This is a genomic window from Actinoplanes sp. NPDC049802, assembly GCF_040656595.1.
In the GTDB taxonomy this organism is placed as follows: domain Bacteria; phylum Actinomycetota; class Actinomycetes; order Mycobacteriales; family Micromonosporaceae; genus Actinoplanes.
The window spans coordinates 121,273-140,816 of record NZ_JBFAMR010000013.1 but is presented as its reverse complement, the minus strand read 5'-3'; the positions used below and the strand labels follow the sequence as shown (position 1 = coordinate 140,816).

Annotated in this window: 14 protein-coding genes and 1 pseudogene; 8 read left to right on the top strand and 7 right to left on the bottom strand. The window is 70.1% G+C overall.

Features of this window, described 5'->3' with window-relative positions:
* Positions 1-97: 97 nt before the first annotated feature.
* The 3 genes from AB0I88_RS12545 to AB0I88_RS12535 all read left to right on the top strand — a co-directional run bounded on the left by AB0I88_RS12545 (position 98) and on the right by AB0I88_RS12535 (position 3,106).
* Complete coding sequence (locus AB0I88_RS12545) at positions 98-271, top strand: winged helix-turn-helix domain-containing protein (RefSeq protein ID WP_361021947.1); 174 nt, start codon at positions 98-100, stop codon at positions 269-271.
* Entirely contained in the window at positions 258-1,799 is a 1,542-nt protein-coding gene (locus AB0I88_RS12540) for a HAMP domain-containing sensor histidine kinase (RefSeq protein WP_361021943.1), read from the top strand. Before AB0I88_RS12545 ends, AB0I88_RS12540 begins: the two co-directional genes overlap by 14 nt.
* 671 nt (positions 1,800-2,470) lie before the next feature.
* The gene (locus tag AB0I88_RS12535) at positions 2,471-3,106 is read left to right on the top strand and encodes a hypothetical protein (RefSeq protein WP_361021940.1); all 636 of its coding nucleotides are present in this window, start codon (positions 2,471-2,473) and stop codon (positions 3,104-3,106) included.
* A 690-nt stretch (positions 3,107-3,796) separates the two neighbouring features.
* Here the strand turns inward: AB0I88_RS12535 and AB0I88_RS12530 are convergent.
* A complete protein-coding gene (locus AB0I88_RS12530) occupies positions 3,797-4,612 on the bottom strand; it encodes a hypothetical protein (RefSeq protein WP_361021937.1) in 816 nt (271 codons plus the stop codon).
* Positions 4,613-4,697: 85 nt separating this feature from the next.
* Here AB0I88_RS12530 and AB0I88_RS12525 point away from each other — a divergent pair, with 85 nt between their 5' ends.
* Together AB0I88_RS12525 and AB0I88_RS12520 are read left to right on the top strand one after the other, a co-directional pair.
* Positions 4,698-5,120: a helix-turn-helix domain-containing protein gene (locus AB0I88_RS12525; RefSeq protein WP_361021935.1), complete on the top strand. Its 423-nt coding sequence runs from the start codon at positions 4,698-4,700 to the stop codon at positions 5,118-5,120.
* A 394-nt stretch (positions 5,121-5,514) separates the two neighbouring features.
* Complete coding sequence (locus AB0I88_RS12520) at positions 5,515-6,624, top strand: PQQ-binding-like beta-propeller repeat protein (RefSeq protein WP_361021932.1); 1,110 nt, start codon at positions 5,515-5,517, stop codon at positions 6,622-6,624.
* A gap of 421 nt (positions 6,625-7,045) precedes the next feature.
* On the opposite strand, the gene AB0I88_RS12515 is transcribed toward AB0I88_RS12520, so the two are convergent.
* From AB0I88_RS12515 to AB0I88_RS12505, 3 genes are all read right to left on the bottom strand, one after another.
* The gene (locus AB0I88_RS12515) at positions 7,046-7,441 is read right to left on the bottom strand and encodes a hypothetical protein (RefSeq protein WP_361021929.1); all 396 of its coding nucleotides are present in this window, start codon (positions 7,439-7,441) and stop codon (positions 7,046-7,048) included.
* Between the two features lie 30 nt (positions 7,442-7,471).
* Positions 7,472-9,481, bottom strand: a complete 2,010-nt coding sequence (locus AB0I88_RS12510) for a hypothetical protein (protein WP_361021956.1) — start codon at positions 9,479-9,481, stop codon at positions 7,472-7,474.
* Between the two features lie 241 nt (positions 9,482-9,722).
* Positions 9,723-10,331: a DUF4190 domain-containing protein gene (locus tag AB0I88_RS12505; RefSeq protein WP_361021926.1), complete on the bottom strand. Its 609-nt coding sequence runs from the start codon at positions 10,329-10,331 to the stop codon at positions 9,723-9,725.
* A gap of 371 nt (positions 10,332-10,702) precedes the next feature.
* On the opposite strand from AB0I88_RS12505, the gene AB0I88_RS12500 reads away from it, so the two are divergent.
* Together AB0I88_RS12500 and AB0I88_RS12495 are read left to right on the top strand one after the other, a co-directional pair.
* Positions 10,703-11,863: an oxygenase MpaB family protein gene (locus AB0I88_RS12500; protein WP_361021923.1), complete on the top strand. Its 1,161-nt coding sequence runs from the start codon at positions 10,703-10,705 to the stop codon at positions 11,861-11,863.
* Positions 11,864-12,145: 282 nt separating this feature from the next.
* Positions 12,146-13,237: a dipeptidase gene (locus tag AB0I88_RS12495; protein ID WP_361021920.1), complete on the top strand. Its 1,092-nt coding sequence runs from the start codon at positions 12,146-12,148 to the stop codon at positions 13,235-13,237.
* Between the two features lie 548 nt (positions 13,238-13,785).
* Here the strand turns inward: AB0I88_RS12495 and AB0I88_RS12490 are convergent.
* Both AB0I88_RS12490 and AB0I88_RS12485 read right to left on the bottom strand, forming a co-directional pair.
* Positions 13,786-16,023, bottom strand: a pseudogene (locus AB0I88_RS12490) (BTAD domain-containing putative transcriptional regulator); the annotation flags it as partial.
* 288 nt (positions 16,024-16,311) lie between these two features.
* Complete coding sequence (locus AB0I88_RS12485) at positions 16,312-18,381, bottom strand: methyl-accepting chemotaxis protein (protein WP_361021917.1); 2,070 nt, start codon at positions 18,379-18,381, stop codon at positions 16,312-16,314.
* Positions 18,382-18,443: 62 nt separating this feature from the next.
* Between AB0I88_RS12485 and AB0I88_RS12480 the strand changes: the two genes are divergently transcribed.
* Positions 18,444-18,866, top strand: coding sequence for an acyl-CoA thioesterase (locus AB0I88_RS12480; RefSeq protein WP_361021914.1), 423 nt, complete (start codon positions 18,444-18,446; stop codon positions 18,864-18,866).
* Positions 18,867-18,901: 35 nt separating this feature from the next.
* On the opposite strand, the gene AB0I88_RS12475 is transcribed toward AB0I88_RS12480, so the two are convergent.
* Positions 18,902-19,510 carry a hypothetical protein gene (locus AB0I88_RS12475; protein ID WP_361021911.1) on the bottom strand — a complete coding sequence of 203 codons (609 nt, stop codon included), beginning with the start codon at positions 19,508-19,510 and terminating at the stop codon, positions 18,902-18,904.
* Between the last annotated feature and the right edge of the window lie 34 nt (positions 19,511-19,544).

Here is a 19,544-nt window from a genome sequence, read left to right as displayed (position 1 = left end):
GTCCTCGTTGTACTTCGAAGGGCGGGGCACCGGGACATCCTTCCCCCAGACCGCTGTCTGGTTTCAAGGTGTCCGGCTCGAAGGTGGAACCTCAGTGGTGAGCAAGACCGAGATCCTGGACGAGGTCTGGGCCGCGGCCTACGACGGCGACCCGAACATCATCGAGGTCTACATCCGGGCACTGCGCCGCAGCATCGACGTGCCGTTCGCCGTGCGGAGCATCGAAACGGTCCGGGGTGCTGGCTACCGGTTGGTGGATGGCCATGCGTAGGCCCCGGCTGCCGAAACTCGCCGCAGTGCGGGTCCGGACGGCGGCCGCGGCGGCGCTGGCGGCCGCGCTCTGCCTCGGCGGCGGGGCACTCTGGCTGCGTCACGCGATCTACGCCAACAGCGTGGCGGCGTCCATCGTGACTGCGCAGTCGCGAGCCCTCGCCATCGCTTCGACCTACGAAACACCAGCGGCAAGGGTCAACGCGGACCTGGGTACCCTGGCCATCCGGTCCTCGGACTTCGACGATCCCGAGTCGAATCCGGGCCGGCTTGCCGACGCCTACCGAAAGTACAAGACATACCAATTTCCGTATTTCGGTTCGGATGCGGTCAACTACGTCGTCGTCGACAACCACGGCACGGTGTTGGAAGCGCAGGATCAACTGGCCTATTACCTCCGCGAAGGCGGCCTGACGCTCCCCGCCTCACCACCGCAATCGCGCGAGTTCGTGTTTCCTCGCGTCAGCGTTCTACTGCGACCGGCGAGCAGCGGCCAACCCGGGCAACTCGACGGGCGAACCGTCACCCTGGTGGCCTACAACACCTACAACCCCGGCGCATCGGGGCTCGACGCCAAAGATGTCAAAGCCACCGTCTATGTACTCGTCTCACCGCTCGATGCCGAGGCCGTCGTGGCGCCGGTCGACCATTGGCTGTACCGCGGGCTGCCCGCCGCGGTCCTGTTCGTCGCCACGGTCGCCTGGTGGGCGGCGGGACGCGCGCTGCGCCCGGTGGAGCGGATGCGGGCCGAGTTGGCACGCATCACCGCCGTGGACATAAGCGGCCGGGTGCCTCAACCACGCACCGGCGACGAGATCGCCCGCCTGGCGGAAACAATGAACGCGACCCTCGACCGGCTCGCTGAGGGGGCCGAGCGGCAGCGCCGGTTCGTCGCCGCCGCAGCCCACGAACTGCGCAGCCCGCTGGCCGGCCTGCGCAACACCATCGAGGTCGCCCTCGTACACGGCGACACCGCCGACCTGGAAGTGCTGAGCCGCGCCACCAAGCGGCTGCAGTCGCTCACCGACGACCTACTGCTGCTCGCGCGCCTGGAGCGAGCGGCGCCGGCCACCGCGACGCCGGTAGACCTCGCCGCAATCGCCGAGGAACTCGCCAGCGAGCGACGCTATCAGGTGCCGCCGGACGAGCGTTTCACCGTGCTGTCCGAGGAACCCGCACTGGTGATCGGGCGCGAAGAGGAACTCGCCAGAATGCTGAGAAACCTTTTGGAGAACGCTTCCCGGTACGCCCGTGACCGCGTGGTCGTGACCGTCGCGCAAGCCGAGCCCTGCCTCGTGCGGGTCGAGGTCCGCGACGATGGTCCCGGCATTCCCGCGCCGGATCGGGAGCGGGTCTTCGAACGGTTCGCCCGCGTCGACGAGGCCCGCGACCGCGGCCACGGCGGCGCCGGGCTCGGCCTGGCCATCGCCCGCGACATCGCCGTACGCCACGGCGGCCGTCTGTACGTGGCCGACGTCGCCGACGGCGCCTGCCTCGTCGCCGAACTGCCGCAGTCACCGCGCACTTGACGATTGTTCAGACCATCCGCAGGTTGTCACCGCGCTGAGACCCGGACGATCGAGCAATGGTGGCGCGGCCAGCCGCCCGCGAGCTACCTCTACGACCGTGAAGGGGACGAGCGATGGGGGGCTACAAGGCGCGCCCCGGCATCGCGATGGTCCGGATCGACCAGCCGAATGCCCCTTGAGCGGCACGGACGACGACCAGCCGCGAATCGATCAATGCCTGCGAGGGCGTACGGCTGAGAGCGTCACGACAGTCGATCGACAACCAGCATTCCTCAACGGTGAGAAGGGCCTGCCCGTCAAGTGAGTACGACGGTCCGCGTGCTCGGCAACAGGACGGCAGGCAGGGACTCCAGACCCCGGGTTGAGTCAAGGGTGGCGGGCGCATCCCGTCCCACCACCCTCTGATCTCGCGACTCTCGTGGTCTGTGCCGACTTCGTGCGCAACATGAGCGAGCAGTGAACCCTCGGCTCTTCACCGGCGTGCACCACTTCGAGGCTCCCCAGCAGCGGATCGGGATTCCGTTCTCCGGCTCGTGACTGGGTGGGGGACACCGATCCGGGTGCGACCCGGTTCGTCAACGACACGATCCCGGGTGACAACGACACTGGCGGGCGGGGCTACGAGACGGAGGCGACTCGATGATGAGAGGAGGGTGCCGGGTGCCCTGGTCATGCTTCTGCTGGCGGGCTGCGGCTCTTCAGCCGAACCCGGAGATGTCCAGTCGCAGCCGCCATCCGAGCCGTCGCCTTCGGCGTCTTCGGCGGCAGCCGGTGTCCAACGAGCCACGGAGGCCGAGCTCGCCGCGGTTTGTGAAGCGCTGGACAGGACGGTGAGACTGCCAAGCGATGGGACCGTTCAATACGCTGCCGATTTCCACTACTCGACATTCGGGACCAATGTGCCGTTGTGCGCTATCGGACCGGAAGGCGAGTACTACGACGTGGCCACCAAGGTCCCGGTCTTCGGCCGAGCCAGGTTCGATTACGGTAGATATCCAGACGAGGAGATGCTGAGGGTCCCGTCCCCGAGGTACACGCCCGAGACGGTGGAGGAGCTGCTTACCCTCGATCAGGCAGATCCGGTGGCCTCCGACCTGCCGTGCGCGGCCAAGCCCTGCAAGAACGGCATCCATGGATACCAGTACAACTTCCGCTTTCAGGCCGTTATGGGCAACAACATCTCGGTGATTGTGAAGTTCGACTACATCACCACGGACGTGAAGGGCGACAAGAAGCCGCAATACCGGACGCAGGCGATCGAGGCGTTCAAGGCTTCGATGGAAATCATCAACGCCGGGCTCACGTAAGCCGCGAACTGGAAGTGACAGGCGGCGACCTGTACGTGTTCTGGCGCCTCTCCCCAGGTGCACCTGCCGCGGATCGCGGACGTGTTCTATGACGCCAACCGGATGCTCGGCGGCAGTGCCGGGACGACCGGTGCCTTCCGTGCGAACGACGCCGTTTGGCTGAGATGTCACCATTACCAGCCTCGGCCTGTGCGCGTTCAGGATCTCTTCGACCTGCCCGCGCGATACGCCGTACCACCCGCACTCCCGGAGTTTTGCGGTGATCTTCTTGGCACCCATTCCAGGAAATACCGAACGAATCGCTCGCACGGCGGACGCCCAGCCCTACTGTCCGTTCCCTCGACTTCGCGATGGGCGGGGCCATCTTGAACAAGGGCGTTTCCATCACCGCCTGGAGCGTGTCCACCGACAGGGTCGGCCATCCGCATCCCCGCAGTCGTTCGGTCAGCCGCATCGTCGTAGTGCCCGGCCGTAAACGCCGAATGACCTGTACGGCCACGACCAGCAAGGCCGGATCCGAGATCATCGGGCCACGTTTGGCTGAGGCGGCGGGAACCTGCCGGGGCACAGCGGTTGGTGTGACCGTGATTCGCGCGGTGGCGCGTGTCAAAGACGCCCGAAACTGGTTTCAGGCCCCGTCGACATGTGCATGGGCTTCCTCGCGTCAGGCCTAGGCTTCGATCGCCGCTGTCAGCGCGTCCTCGGCCGCGTCGCGGCGGTAGCCGTCGCGGCGATGGCCAGCGGGTCGGCGAGCGGTCGATCGAGTAGTCGACTGAGGTCAGGACCGGTGTTGCCGAGGAAGCCGTGCCGGATGCTGCTGGCGATCGAGGTGAGCATCGGCGGCTGGAACGGTAGAAGAGTGTCGTCAGCGAGTAGTCGTGCCCGGTACTCGCCAAGCCCGATCGTGTGGTGAGCGAAGCCGAGACGGCCGGCGATGTCGGTGGCAGTGAACGGGTCGCCGACCAGGTCGTAGATCCTGCCGGCGTGCGCCGCCGGTTCGCTTGCCACGACGGCCATGGCCGCCGCCAGGTCCGCACGCGCCACTGCGGAGAGCGCGCCGTCGCCGAACGCCGACTCCAGGCCGTCGGGCGCCCAGGTCAGCAGGGCGCCGAAGAGTTCGGCGTAGAGCCCGTTGCGCAGGATGGTCCACCCGAATCCGCCGGCTCTGACCATCTGCTCAGTGGCTCGATGGGCCAGGGCGAAGCCGAGGTGCTCCCCGGCACCGGTCAGGCTCGTGTAGATCACATGACCCACCCCGTCGCGGACCGCGGCGTCGAGGACGGCGCGGTGGCGGACGATGACCTGATCATCCTCGGCGTACCCGGCCGAGACGAGGACCAGGGTCGAGACGCCGGTGAAGTCCAGACTCGGCGGTTCGTCGAAGTCGAGGTGGCGTTGCCCGGCTCTGGGTGTGCGGCTTCCGCCTACGGCGGCCATGCTGCGCCCGGCCAGTTCCTGCAATGTGAGAGAGGCCAGCTGCCCGTTCGCGCCCGTAACCATGATCATTCGGTTCGGTCTCCTACCGTGGTTCTCTTCGGAACTACGGTGAGATCTTGATGTGGTCGCGACCGGCCCACAAGGAGGCATTCTCGTGTCACTGACGCACACCGAGGTAACCCACAGTGGAGCGCAGCTCGAACCCTGCGGGCAGGCGGATCACGCCGACTGCGGAATCCGCGACGTCCTCGACCGGGTCGGTGACAAGTGGTCGGTCCTTGTGATCGTCGAGCTCGCCAACGGCCCGCGGCGCTTCCGGCAACTTCAGCACGCCATCGACGGAATCTCTCAACGCATGCTGACCCTCACGGTGCGTCGCCTGGAGCGAGACGGTCTGGTGCTGCGTACCGTCTATGCGACCGTTCCGGCCCAAGTCGACTACCGCCTCACCCGGATCGGCGCCAGCCTCACCCACCTCGTCAAAGCACTCGCCGACTGGTCGCTCGAGCACCGCGCTGCCATTGCTTCGGCCCGAGAGGCCTACGACGGCGAACACCCCGGCAACGAGATCCGATGACCCGGTAGCCGGAGCCGGTCGTCACGGCGGGACCGGCATCCGCCCGGGTACGTCGATCGGAAGGCCAGGCGGTGTGCGCGGCCGGCACCCTCGCCCAACCGTCTGACGACAGAGGAACCATCGCGGAAAGGCCCCAGCGGCGGCTGCTCGCTCCTTGATGTCGACCGGCCACCGCGCCGCCCGTATGACGGCCGTCGCGCCTACGGGCGGCGCCCGACCGCGAATAGACGTGCGATTACCCTCTCGTCCGTTGATGATCAGAAAGGACGCGAGTATGAGACGTGGCATGGTGGCGGTTCTAGTAGGGGCCGGCCTGGTGGGTGGCTGTGGTGACGGTGGGCGTGAGGAACCCGCTCCCTCGGCGAGTGCCGCGCCAGCGTCGGCCGCCGCAGAGGTGTCGTTCGACCCGCCCACGAGATTCGACTCGGCGAGCGCGGTCATCTTGCCCGAGGGTGTCGCGTCCGGGACGTTCAACCTGGCGGGTGGCATGGTCGGTCAATTCCCGGCCGTCCTTTACGGGAGGCTGCTCTACGTCGGCAACTTGAAGGAAATGACCGTCATTGATGTACGAACCGGGCGGACGGAGGCTGCCATCGGAGGTGACAACACGTCGGTCGGTTCTGCCCGGAGAGCCGCCGAGCGGCCCGTGCTGGCCGATGTCGGCGGTACTCCGACCGTGTTGACCGCGCTGTACACGGCGGTGAAGGGCAGCGGCACCACGGCAGCAAGGAACCTCATCGAGCTCGTCGGCGTCGATGCCGCCACAGCCGAACGGCTGTGGTCGATTCCGATTCCCAGCGATGACGCATCACCCGAGGATCCCGTCGCGGTTGCCGGTGTCTCCGGCGGTACGGCCGTGTTGCGGGCCGGAACGATGACCTACGGCGTGGACCTGTTACAACGCAAGGTCGCGTGGCAGAACCCGAACTTTGTGGTGGGCGCTGTCGCCGATGGCACCGCGGTGGGCGTGCTCCATGACGATCCGGTTCGCGGCAGGCTGTCCGGATTCAGCGCAGCCGACGGCAAACTGGCCTGGCGGGACCGCGCCGACGTGTACGCGGCGAGTGTACGACCGGTGAGCCCCACTCTGGTGGCCTTCCACGGGAACGCTTATGGCAGTGGCGCGCCGGATGACCGACTGCTGGCTGCAGCCACAGGAAAGACGGTGACCAGAGAGTTCATCACCGACACATGTGCTTATGACGGTGTAGGTATCGCGGTATGCTCAGGCGCCAATGAAACGGTGTCCGTCGATGCCGCTACCGGCAAGCGGCTCTGGGCCATCACCCCCGACGGCAGCGGCCGTACCGCTGTACGTGTGACAGCCGCCCGCAAGGGCTTGTTGTACGGCAGCACCGAAAACGGGCCGGTCGTGGTGGACGCCAGGACCGGCGAGGATCGTGAGGTCGATCCCGGCGCCGCACCGTATCTGGTCAACGGGTCAGTAGGCATCGCGCGAAACCCCCAGACCTACCGGATCATCGCGAGCCCGGCAATCGCGTGACGGGTGTCAACTGAGCGGCGTTGGTAGTCCCCGTCAGCGAAGGCCGCAGCCACGTCGCCTGGTGCGGCAGCCTGATCGCGACGACGATGAGGCGTTCTATCACGCGGTTGCCGGCGGCGTGGTCGGTGCGCTCGTCGCGGACCCGCCGGATGGCACTGGAGGTGTGGCCGGGTTGCTGTGGCTGGTGCCCGGGTTGGCGGATGCGGAGTGGTGGCGCTCGGGGCTTCGATGCAATCTTCTTGGCGCCCATTCCAGGAGACACCGAACGAGTCGCTCGCGCGGCGATGCCCAGCCCTGCAGTCCGTTTCCTCGCGAGGAGGGCATCGGAACAAGGCGGTGGGGTAGGGCGGATCGAGGTCCGCGCTACCCCACTGAGCCATCTCTTCTCGGGAGTGTGTGTCTCCGCAGGCGCAACCGACGGCTACAGGTTGTTGATTCGGGCCAGCAGTTCTGCCTCGGTCAGGTTTTCCAGGGCCGCGTCCTGCTTGCGGTCCAGGACTGCCAGCAGCTTCTCCTTCTCCAGCTTCTTGGCTGCCGCTGCCTTCGCCGCCTGGTCCTCCGCGAGGCGGATGGCGATGACGTGCTTGACGACCTCCAGTTTGGCTTCCAAGGTTGCCTTGGCCGGATTGGCCTCGACGGCCACGAACGACTCGGTGTCGACGGCTTTCAGTTCGGCGTTGACGGCCCGGGCCACGTCGTCGAGGCTGAAGCCGGATTTGGCCGTCAGCGGAAGCTCCCACAGTTGTTCCGTGGTTAGCAGTCCCTTGACCGACGGGTAGCGGAACTTCTCCCGCGTGGCCTTTTCGAAAATGGTCACGGTGGCTCCTCTCGGATGCCTTGGTCGGAATCAGAACTGGATGCTGATCAGGTGGCGCCGGCCGCTGGTCATGGTCACCTTGGCGACCACAGAGTTGCGGACCGTGGAGCTGAAGCCGAGGCCGGACAGTTGATCCTCCGACGGCTCGCACTTGGTGCGGTCGCCGAGAACCTCGAACACCTTGCGGTGCGGTTGCAGGTCGCCGCGGAGGAACTCGTTGTAGATCCCCCGGGTCGGCTGGTCGTTCACGCACCCTTTCAGCATGAAGAAGTAGTGGCGGTTGCCGACCTCGCTGTCGTCGAAGTAGTTCGGCGAGTACATGATGGTGGACACCGGCACGAACTGTTCGGTGGTGATGCCCCACAGATCCTTGCCGGCGCTGCCCGGCCGCATGTCCTTACCCGGCCGGAAAGCGGTGATCACCCCGCCGGTGACCGTCATCCGGCCCACCTCGACGGTCTCCTTGTGGCTGACCGCGCGCTCGTGGCTGTAGTGCTGGATCCTCCCGTTGCTCTCGGTCTCGATCACGAAGCCGACCTGGGTGCTCTCCCGCTTGTGGAACTGGTTCACCTCGATCCGGTACTCGCCGTCGGGAAGGTGGTCGGTCCAGGTGACGTTCTCCACCGGCTCGCGTGAGAACGCCCCGCCCGCGTTCATGTCGACGTCCAGTTTGTTGCGCTTGTCCCTGTACCAGATGTGGTCGCCGTTGGGTTCGAACACGTGCAGGTCGAGGTCGTCGTGGTTGAACCAGGACAGGCTCACCCGCAGCTTGCCGGCCACGTTGCCGCCGGCCCGCTTGACTCTCTCCTTGATCGAGTCGGTGACGTTGCCGCGGTAGGACCAGCCGAAATCGTTGTCCCAGGTGAACAGCCGCGGGGCGGACGGGTGCCGGCCGGTGGTGAGACTGACGAAGTTCGGTTCGTGGCTGTTGGCGACCCACATGTCGATGGTCGCGGCGCCGGGCAGGATGTCTTTCAGGAAGGTGACCACGGGGATCTCCTCCGGCTTCGCGTCACGAAGGCGCGCACCTGACGGTCCGCTGGTCGCCGCCCGCATGAGCAGCCCTTCGATGCCGTCCTTCATCCGCGATCGGGTGTCGTTGTCGACCCACAGCACGTTGGTGACCGACACGTCGGACAGCCAGGCGAACCGTCGCTGCAACGACTCCTCGATGCCCAGTTCGTCGATGGTCTTCATGGCGGCCTTGACCATGGCCGGGGTGATCAGCGCCGTGGGGCGCCGGTAGTTCTGCGGCGCCACCTTCGCCTCGAACGAGCGGACCGCCTGCTCCAGGTCTACGCCCGCGGAGAGATCCTGGACGAGGGTGCCGATCACCGTGTTGCGGAACCGGGCCGCCGGGTTCATGGCGTTGGCGAAAACGAAGGCCCGTCCGTCCGCCGCCTGCCTCCACCGCTTCTGCAGCGACCGGAACTCGGTCACCGCCGGGCGATGCTCCGTGCCGCGGTAGAGAGCGTTGTCGTCGATGAGGTCGACGACGGTGTCCAGGGCGGGCTGGGCCAGCTCGGCCAGGCCACGCTGGAACACCTGCACCGTGGTGTCGAAGACGCTCCGGGCCGCGCCGACGTCCCCGACACGATGCCGCTTCTCCACCCGGCCGTACAGGTGGTGCCACACCTCGACCTGGCCGTCGCGCAGCGTTCGGGTCGTCTTCGTCCCGTACTGCGACTCGGTGGACCGGAAGACGCTGGACAACGGCAGCGTGCCGACGAACTCGTCCAATGCGGCGGCGACGACGGAGAAGACCGGGTCGGATGCGGACACCCCGGACCAGAGGGTACGGACGTGTCCGTCGTGGATCTCGACGACGTTACCGAAGTTCTTGATGAACCCGCGGCAGGTCGAGCAGTCGTACTCGGGCCGCTCACGGAACCGGGGATTGGTGCCGGCGGGGAAGGAATCGAGAAAGGTGAGCCAGATCGAGTCCCGGTCGAGGCCGTCGCCGACGACGTACAACTCGCCCTTGGACATCGTGGACAGACGCGTGGTTACATCCGTTACGAACTGCTGGAAATCGCCCACCGTGTCATCTCCCCTGATCACCGGAGATCCTATGGAGCGCAGACGATCAGTGAAACTCAATTCTGCCCGTCAGCATCGTTCAGGGCGTACATCAGGTTGGGGTTTCGATTGGGTCTGAGCTGCGGTTATGTGGTTCTTGTCCGCCGACTGCGGTCTGCCGCGACTCTGTTCGAAGGGTGGCCTGGTGGGCTGGCTCTCGTCGGTCCGGGACCGGCCACGCCGAGGTGTGGCCGGGTGCCGGTCACCTGGTCAGTGATGTGGTGCGAGTGCCGCTCGGCTCGACGGCGATGCAGGTGATGCCGCGGCTCTCGCGCCATTCGCTGCTGTTCGTCGGGTACAGGTAGTAGATGTCCATCTTCTCGGTCTCCGGAGTCAGGTACGGCTCGAAGGCCGCGCCGCACCGGTCGTCGCTCTCCGCCTCGACCCGGCTCTTGCCGGGGTAGGAGCCCGCCGGGAAGGTGTAGACGTGATAGACCTCCGCCGTGTGCGGATCGGTGCACGCCACCGTCGGCAGACGGTAAACGGCCGACGTCGCGCTGAAGTCCTTGATGCAGTCGCCCGCCTTCAAGTCGGTGGCCGCGACGGCGTCGATACCGGCGTCGGCGTTCCGCTGCTCGGTGATGATGAAGAAGGCTACGGCCGCGCCCGCGATCAGGATGTGCAGTCCGGCGAAGACGAGACCGGTGATGGCGAGCCCGCGGCCCCGCTGTGGTTGCCGTTTGAGCTGCCTCAACGCGATGGTGCCGAAGACGAGGCCGCCGATGGTGCCGATGCCGAGGCCGCCGATGATGCTGGACAGCAGGGCCGCGATCGCGAACGAGTTGGTGCCCGGCGCCTGTGGCGGCGACATCGGGTAACCGGGTTGGCCCGGGTGTCCCGCCGGGAACTGGTTGAACGCCGCCGGGCCGCCGGCCGGCGGTGCCCCATCGGCCCAGCCCGCCGGATAAGCCTGCGGCGGCGTGGCGGGATAAGCCTGCGGCGGCGTGGCGGGAGAGAGTGGCGGTGCGGGGGGATAAGGGGCGGCGGCCGGCTGTACCGGCTGCTGGAAGGGGTCGGAAGGAACCTGGTTGTGCACGGTCGCACCGTAGTTCCCCGAGCCGCTCCACGTCGCTCCCCATCGATCAAGAATCGGCATCGGAGACAAAGCCGGGCATGGATGTCTTCGCGGTGGCGGTGGCGCCGGTCTCGTCGATGATCGTCGGTTCGCCTTATCGTCGAGTGATGACGACGCACGCCGAGCCGCGGGTGCCTAGCCGGTTCGGCGCCGACCGGCGGTGGTCCGAGCGGGCCGCCCGGCCGTTACGCCTGGTCGCCGGTCCGGGCGCGGACCCGACCGGTGACGAGCTGGCCGCTCTGGGCGCCGGCCTCATGCGGCGCGACGAGCTCGCCGCCGAGCTGATCCGAGCGGTACGGCCGAACGAGCTGCACCGGGCACTGGCCGCCGGTCCGGGCGACGACGTGCCTGCGCCGGTGCGGGCGTTCTACGACGCGGTCGGTCAACGGCCGTCCTGGGTGGACGATCAGCTGCTGGCCCGCGGCGCCGAGGCGTGCCGGTCGTTCGGCATGGACGCCGGCCTGGTCCTGGCGTATGGATCGCTGCTCGGCGGCTACCGGACCGCGGCGGCGCTGGAGCCGCTGGTGCGGACCGGGCGGCTGGCCGGTGGTGAGACGCTGCGCCGGATCCTGGAGACCTCCCTCTGGTGGCGCGCGGTCACCGCGCCGGGCGGGCTGGAGCCGGGCGCCGGCGGATACCGCCTGACCCTGCACGTCCGGGTCATGCACGCGCTGGTCAACGCGCGCCTGGAGGCTGATCCGGCCTGGGACCGCGCGTCGCGCGGCGTCCCCGTCAACCAGTACGACCAGGCCAGCACCCTCGGCGTCTTCAGCACCAGCTTCCTGCTCCACCTGCGCCTTCTGGGCGTACGGGTGACCCGCGCCGACGCCCGCGCGGTGATGCACCTGTGGAGCTACATCGGCTGGCTGATGGGTGTCGACGAGCAATGGCTGCCGCACACCGAGCGGCGCGGCCGCCGGCTGCTCTACCACTTCCTCTCGAACGACCCGCCGCCGGACGGCAACAGTGTCGCCCTGGCCCGCGCCCTGATCGACATGACCGACGACGTGACGACCGGCTCGCGGCGGCGCTGGGAGCGGGAGCGGGCGCTGTCGGTGAGCTGCTGGCTGCTCGGGCGGGCGGCGATGCGCGACCTGGGCCTGCCCTACCGGCCGCCGTGGTACGGCCTGGCCCGCGTCGGCGCGAACCTGCTGGTCAGTCACGGCCTGGGCCGGCTGCCCGGGGGCCGCGCCCGGCTGCTGGCCCGCGCCGAGCGCCAGGCCCGGGCGCAATTCCGCCGCTGGGGCGCCACCCTGCCACCGGACTGACGCGCATCGAGTTCTGCCGGACGAACCGGGACTGACGCGCATCGAGCTCTGCCGAACGAACCGGCCGACCGGGCCCGGCTGACAGAAACGTGCCAGAAAACCGGCAGACGCCCGTGTCAAGCTCCGGAACGGCGCCGGACGGGACGCCGACATGATGCGCTGGCGGGCGCCGGGTTCGACGTTCCTCGCCTCAGGACGCGGACGGTGCGGGATTGCGACAAGGGGGGATCCCGCACCCTCCGCGTGCTGTACGTACGGCTTCGGATGGGGTGTGATCCGCGGGTGTGGCCGATCGACGAGTCTGCTCGTGACGGGGGCGACCGAATCGCCCGCCTGCTCAGCGCGAACCCGCTCGTCGACGGGCACAACGATCTGCCGGACGCGCTGCGCACCCTGGCCGGAGGCCCGGTCTCCCCGGCCGACCTGGAGAAGTTCGCCCTGGACCGGCCGCATCCGCGGACCCGTACCGACCTGCCGCGTCTGACCGCCGGCCGGGTCGGCGCCCAGTTCTGGTCGGTCTACGTGCCCGGGGACCTGCCACCGGCCGCGGCCGTGGTGCGCACCCTTCAGCAGATCGACCTGGTGCATCAGATGACCCGGCTGCACGCCGGCCGGATGACGTTGACGAGGACCGCCGGCGAGGTGGAGGCGGCTTTCCGGGCCGGGCGGATCGCCGGGCTGATCGGGGCCGAGGGCGGGCACAGCATCTGCGACTCGCTCGCCGTTCTGCGCATGCTGGCCGAGCTGGGCGTACGGTATCTGACCCTGACCCACAACCAGAACGTCTCCTGGGCGGACAGCGCCACCGACGAGCCCCGGCTCGGCGGTCTCAGCGACTTCGGCCGTGAGGTGGTCGCCGAGATGAATCGGATCGGCGTGCTGGTCGACCTGTCGCACGTCGCGGACACCACGATGCGTGACGCCCTGGACGTCAGCACCGCCCCGGTGATCTTCAGCCATTCGTCGGCGCGGGCCCTCTGCGGCCATCCCCGCAATGTGCCCGACGACGTGCTGGGCCGGCTGTCCGGCAACGGCGGCGTGTGCATGGTGACGTTCGTCCCGGCGTTCCTGTCCGCCGACCGGTGGGCGTGGGAGCGGAATCCGGACGGCCCGCCTCCGCCGGTGTCGGTGGAGCAGGTGGCCGATCACGTCGAGCACGTCCGCGAGACGGCCGGGGTGGAGCACGTCGGTGTCGGCGGCGACTTCGACGGTTGCGGCGACATGCCGGCCGGGCTCGACGACGTGTCGGGTTACCCCAGGCTGTTCGGGGAGTTGGCGGCCCGCCGCTGGTCCGACGCGGAACTGGCGGCGCTGGCCGGCGGCAACGTGCTGCGGGTGATGCGGGCCGCCGAGACGGTCTCCGGTGGGCAGTGACACCCGAACCGGGCACGCCACTCGGTCAGCTCGGTCCGCTCCCGTACGCCGAGCGCTTCGAAGATCTCGCCGGCCGCCGCCCAGTGCTGGTGTGCGGTGCCGTGATCGCCGGCCGCGCAGCGGGCCGCGCCGAGATCCCGCAGCGTCCGCGCCCAGCCCAGCTCCATCCCGATGGCCCGCCACTGTTCGGCCGCCGACTCCAGCAGCCCGATCGCCTCGGCCGGCCGCCCGGCGGCCAGATGCAGCTCGCCGAGGGTACGCGTGACCAGCGCCGTCCCGTGCCCGTCGCGCCGCCCGGTGGTGGTGGCCAGCGCGGTCCGCAGCGGCTCCCGTCCCCGCTCCGGATCGCCCTGCCGGATCCACACCTTGGCCAGCGCCTGCGCGGTGTAGGCGGCCAGGTGCGGGTCGCCGATCTCGGTGGCGATGGCGTGTGCGGTGGCACAGCGTTCGGCGGCCTCGGCCAGCTCGCCCCGGGCCCGGTGCACCAGGCCCATGCCCCGGATCGAGATCAGCTCACCGCGGCGGTGCCCGACCCGGCGGTACCGTTCCAGGGCGGACGCGAAGTGGCGCAGCGCCGTCTCGTCGTGGCCCAGCTCCCGGTGTGCGAACCCGAGGCTGTAGTAGGCGTGTGCCACCCCGGCGTCGTCGCCGAGCCGGTCCAGCATCTCCCGCGCCCGGTTGATCTGCGGCAGCGCCGTGGTGTGCTCGCCCAGTTCCCGGGCCACGGTTCCGAGACCGTTCAGGGCCACCGCCTGGCCGCGGTCGTGCCCGGCCGCCTCGAACAGCCCGGCCGCCCGGGAGAAGTGCCGCCGCGACTCCGGGAACCGGTCCTGTGCGTAGCGCAGCTGGCCGACCCCGCACTCCATGGCGGCTTCGGCGAGCCGGTTCCCGGCCCGGCGGGCGGCCGACGCGGCGGCGGTGTGCGCCCGCTCCCAGCCGTCGAAGTTGTTGCGGGCCGCGAACGACGCGAACACCAGCGCGTCGGCCAGCCCGCACGCCGGCTCCACCAGATCCATCGCGGCGGCCCGCTCGACCGCGGCGATCAGGGCCGGTTCCTCGTGGGCGAACCAGCGGTGCAGGTCGACCCGGTCGATCGCGTCCGCCCAGCGCGCCGGCGGCTCCGGCAGCCCCGCCGGGTGGTAGAGCCGCGGGGTGGCCACCGGCAACTGCTCGGCCAGGCGCTCCACGAGACGCAGCAGCGCGGCCAGCGCCCCGGTCACGGTGGCCCGGGCGGCCTCCGGGTCGGCCCGGCTCAGCTCGCCGGCGTACAACCGGACCAGGTCGTGCATGCGGTAGCGGATGCACCGCCCGTCCGCGCCGATGACGTCCAGCAGACGTGCGTCGGTGATCTCCTCGATCAGGTCGCCGGCCTCGTCCAGGTCGGTGCCGAGCAGCGCCGCCACGGTGAGGGCGGTCAGCGCCGGCGGGTCCAGGCTGCCCAGCGCCCGGAAGGCGAGCTGCGCCCGGGGGCTCAGGCCGCGATATCCGACGGCCAGCCCGGCCCGCACCTCCAGGTCGTCGACGGCCAGTTCGTCGAGACGGCGCCGCTCGTCGTCGAGCCGGTCGGCGAGCTGGGCGACCGCCCAGTGCGGCCGCGCCACCAGCCGCGCCCCGGCCACCCGCACGGCGAGCGGCAGCCGCGCGCACAGCCCGATCAGGCGGGCCGTCTGCTCCGGCTCGGCGTCGGTCCGGTCCGCGCCGATCACCCGGGTGAGCAGCGCCCACGCCTCGTCCAGCGACATCATGCCGAGCTCCACCCGGCTGGTGGCGGCCACCGTGGCGAGCCGGGACCGGCTGGTCACCAGCAGCGCCGAACCGGCGTCCCCGGGCAGGAACGGTTGGACCTGCCGGGCCCCGACGACGTCGTCGACGACGACCAGCATCCGGCGTCCGGCCAGCTCGGCCCGGTAACGCGCCTCGCGTTCACGCAGATCCGGATTGCCCTGCGCGTCCGCGTCGGTGATGCCGAGCATGCGCAGCAGCCGGCTCAGCGCCTCGGCCGGTTCCAGCGGATCGGCGCCGCCCACGTCGAGGAACAGCATCCCGTCCGGGTAGTGGTCCCGCACCGCGTGCGCGACATGCACCGCGAACGCGGTCTTCCCGGCCCCGCCCGGCCCGGAGACCACCACCACGGGACTGGCCCGGGGCGCCAGCAACGCCGCCACGGTCTCGGCGACCCGCTGGTCGAGACCGGTGTAGTCGGGCAGGTCCGGCGGCAGCAGGAACGGCCCGCCGGCGGCGTGCGGCGGGGCGGGCCCGGCGGGCTCCGGAGCGCCCGTGGCCGGCGCGCGCAGGATGGTGGTGTGCGCTTCGCGCAACAGCCGCCCGGGTTCCGCGCCCAGGTCATCGACGATCCGGTTGCGTGAGCGGGCAAAAAGATCAAGAGCTTCCACGGTACGCCCGGAGGCGTGCAACGCGCGCATCATGGCCGCGATTAGCGGCTCGCACAGCGGATCCCGGGCCAGCGCCGCGGCCAGCCGGTCGACCGTCTCGGCGTGCCGGCCCAGGTCGACGGCGGCCGCCGCCCAGTCGGCCAGCGCCGCGAGCCGTTGCTGCTCCAGGCTCTCCCGGGTCCGCCGCGCCCACTCGCCGGGCAGCCCGGCCAGCGCCTCGCCGCGCCACAGCCCCAGCGCCTCGTCGAGCGCGGTGAGCCGGTCGCCGGGCTCCGCGGACCGGGCCGACTCGAGCAGCTCACGGAACCGGAACAGGTCGACCGACCCGTTCGGCGCCTGCAACGTGTAGCCGCCGGACCAGCGGACCAGGGTGACACCGGTGCTGTCTCTCACGACCCGCCGCAACCGGGCCACGTACCCGTAGAGTGTGCCCCGGGCGTCGGCCGGCGGCCCGTCGCCCCAGAGCCGGTCGATCAGCGTCTCGAAGGTGACCGGATGCCCGCCGTCGAACAGCAGCGCGGCCAGCAGATGCCGTTGTTTGAGCGCGCCGAGCGCGACGACACGGTCCCCCTCGGAGGCCTCCACCGGACCCAGCAGCCGGAACCGCACCACACCCCCCTAGGACACGGACCTCGCGCCGGCCCAGCCTAGGTGCGGGAGTCGTCATCGTCTATGTCGGACTCATTGCCCCGCCGTCGCGATGAGCCGGTCCGCGAACGAGACCAGGCGCTTCGCCAGGGACTCGTCGGTGACCATGAATTGCAGGCCGAGTTCGGCGCCGTCGTCGGTGGGCGCCACGTTGACCACCCGGGCGTGCACGGTCAGGGTCTCGTCGCCGTCGCCGCTGTCCAGGTCGACCTCCAGGGAGGAGCCTTCGGCCACCTGCTGGTCGCCGTCGACCAGGCAGCGCAGCCCACCGGCGCTGACGTTGACCAGCGCCGCCCGCGCCGGCGGCTTCCCGGCCTGGCGCAGCACCACCCGGCCGGCCATCGCGATCCGGTCGTGCTCGCGGCGCTCCAGGAGGGTCGCCAGATCGGCCATCTCCTCGACCCGGCCCAGGGTGGCGGTCATCTGCGCGTTGAGGCCGGCCATCGAGGTGGCCTGGTCGGCGGCGACCGCCCGCAGCGACATGGCGGCGTCACCCACCCCGGCGATGCCCTCGATCATCGTGGTGATGGTCCGGGCCATCGCGTTGGTGTCCTGTTCCAGGTCGTGGATCGTCTGGATGATCTGGTCGGTGGACTCGGCGGTGTGCGTGGCGAGCTGCTTCACCTCGTCGGCGACGACCGTGAAACCGGACCCGAGATCGCCGGCCCGGGCCGCCTCGATGGTGGCGTTCAGCGCCAGCAGCCGGGTCTGCCCGGCGATGCCGGTGACCAGGGCGGCGGTTGTCGCCACCCGGCGCAGGCTGAGCTCCAGCGAGGTGATCACCTGTTCGGCCTCCCGGGCCTGTTCGACGATCGCGCTGGTGGCCGTGTCGGCGATGGTGATCCGGTCGTCGATGACGTCGGCCGAGCCCTTCACCTCTCTGACCTTCTCGGTCACCTGGCGCAGCTCCGCGGCGATCACCCCGGTCGAGTCGTCGATGATCTCCTGGGTCCGCTTCCGGAACTGTGTCTCGGCCTGCCGCTGGTGCATGAAGGTGGCCCGTAGCTGCCGCTCCCGGGCGGTCTCCGCGTCGACCAGCGCTTCCTCCTGCTCCAGCAGCCGGGCACGAGCCACCGTCAGCGCCCGCCCGATGTCGCCCATCTCGTCACGGCCCGCCGGCAGCGGCCGCGAGGTCAGGTCGGACCCGGCGATCGCGGTGACCGCCGCGACCGTCTGCCGTACGTCGTGGTCGGTCCGCCAGAGCACCGCGGCGGCGCACCACAGCGCCAGGGCGAAACCGCCGATCGAGATGCCCAGCACTACGGCGCGTTCCACCCGGAACGTCTGGATCCGGTCCTCCAGCAGCAGGGTCAGCCCGTCGTGCAGCGGGCCCACCGCGCCGGCCGCCGCCGCGGCGACCGGCGCCGGGTCGGCCGGGCCGGGCGTGTCCAGGGTGTCGGTGAGCCGCTGGGCCAGCGTCTCGATCGCGCCCGCCAGGGTCTCCACCGGCTCGGTGATCCGCGCGGACAGCGTGGTGTCGGCCGTGCTGGCGGTGGCGGTGGCGACGTCGTTGCGGAACGCGCCGGCGATGCTGGAGAGCCGTCCGGCGAGCACCGCCTGAGCGGCCACCGCGGCCCGGCCGCCGGACTCGGCGGGCGCCCCCGCCCGCAACGCCGCGAGCATCGCCTGCGGCAGTTGTACGACCTGCGCGTCCATCACGTAGAACGAGTCCAGGTCCGGGTCGAGGATCAGGTTCGACCGGTTGCCGATCTCGCTGACCAGGGCGGTCAGCGCGGTGGCGGTGGCGATCCGGTCCGCCGCCGTGGCGCCGGCCTCCGGGACGGCCCGCGCCACCTCGACGATCTCCAGTTCCGGGTACGCCTCGGCGGCGGCGCGGACGGCGGCCAGATCGGGCACACGCCCGGCGACCGTATCCGTCAACGCGATCAGCGCCGGGCGCAGCGCGTCGGCGCCCTCCTCCTCACGCGTGCTGAAGGCGATGTCCTTCGTGGTGACGGCGGTGTACATGCCGGTGGCCAGCGCGCCGGGCACGAGCAGGGCGAGAACGACCACGCCGAGCCGGGTCGCGGTCCGCAGCCGGTCCGTGATCCGCAACACCGGCCGCAACAGGGTGGGCGGCGGTGTCCCGGCGACTGGTGTCATGCCTTTTTATACGGCGCGCTCGGCCGGACTGTCCGGCGTTCCAGGTATGCCAGGATCGGGTGATGGCTGACCTTTTCCAGGTACGCATCGCGGTCCGTGGCTATGAGCTGGACCTTCAGGGCCACGTCAACCAGGCGGTCTACCTTCAGTACGGCGAGCACGCCCGCTGGCAGTGCTTCCTGGCCGCCGGGGTCGGCCCGGACACGCTGGTCCGTGCCGGGGTCGGCCCGGTGGTGCTGGAGACCACCATCCGCTACCTGCGGGAGTTGCGCGCCGGCGACGAGGTCGATGTGACCTGCCGTTTCCTCTGGGGCGAGGGCAAGACGTTCCAGGTCGAGCAGGATTACACCCGTGCCGACGGCGTCCCGGTGGCCCGGGTGACCGGGGTGGCCGGGCTGATGGACCGGGCGACCCGGCGGCTGGTCGCCGACCCGGCCGGGCGGCTGCGGGAGCTGGCCACCGACCCGTCCTGGCTCGGCGTCTGACACGGCGGCGGTGGGGGAGTCCCGCCGCCGTCCGATCAGGTCCCGGTGCCGGGCCGCGTGATGGTGCCCTGTTGGGTGCCCGTGCTCGGCGGGGTGTTCGAGCCCCGCCGAGAGTCCTGCTGGGTTCCGCCACCGCGCATTCCGCCACCGCGCATGCCGGGGCCGTCCCGTCCGGTCCCGTCCTGCCGGGTGGTGGCGGCCGGGGTGGCGTCCCTGTCGATCGCCGTCATCACACCGGCGGTGATTCCGGAGCTGACGATGGCGGTGACCAGCACGGCGGCGATCAGCACGAACTTGGGGCCCGTGCCGAACCGGCCCTTGGCGCCGGGCGCGGCCGGTGGCGGGACCGGCGGCGCGGGCGGGAACGGGCCGGGTGGCGGGGCGTCGCCGGGGACACCGGCCGACGGCGCGACGTGCTCGACGGGCTCAGCCGGCTCGGCCGGCGGGACGTCCACCGTGTTGGACGGCCCGTCCGGGGTGGCCTGAACCGTTTCCGGAGCGGTCGCGCCGCCGGCCGGCTTCGGGCCGTCGATCACCTCGGTGACGTCCGATGCCGTCCCCGGCGCCGTCCCCGGGCCGGCGGTCTCGGTCACCGGCTCGGCGGCGTCCGGCGAATCAGGGTCGATCTGGTTGTTCACTGTCATCCTCGTGGCTCCTCGGCTGGTCCCGGAGACCATC

Coding starts and splice junctions, on each gene's coding strand:
- AB0I88_RS12540 (WP_361021943.1), top strand. CDS start 258: ATGGCCATGCGTAGGCCCCGGCTGCCGAAACTCGCCGCAGTGCGGGTC.
- AB0I88_RS12535 (WP_361021940.1), top strand. CDS start 2,471: ATGCTTCTGCTGGCGGGCTGCGGCTCTTCAGCCGAACCCGGAGATGTC.
- AB0I88_RS12530 (WP_361021937.1), bottom strand. CDS start 4,612: ATGATCATGGTTACGGGCGCGAACGGGCAGCTGGCCTCTCTCACATTG.
- AB0I88_RS12505 (WP_361021926.1), bottom strand. CDS start 10,331: ATGTCGCCGCCACAGGCGCCGGGCACCAACTCGTTCGCGATCGCGGCC.
- AB0I88_RS12500 (WP_361021923.1), top strand. CDS start 10,703: ATGACGACGCACGCCGAGCCGCGGGTGCCTAGCCGGTTCGGCGCCGAC.
- AB0I88_RS12485 (WP_361021917.1), bottom strand. CDS start 18,381: ATGACACCAGTCGCCGGGACACCGCCGCCCACCCTGTTGCGGCCGGTG.
- AB0I88_RS12480 (WP_361021914.1), top strand. CDS start 18,444: ATGGCTGACCTTTTCCAGGTACGCATCGCGGTCCGTGGCTATGAGCTG.
- AB0I88_RS12475 (WP_361021911.1), bottom strand. CDS start 19,510: ATGACAGTGAACAACCAGATCGACCCTGATTCGCCGGACGCCGCCGAG.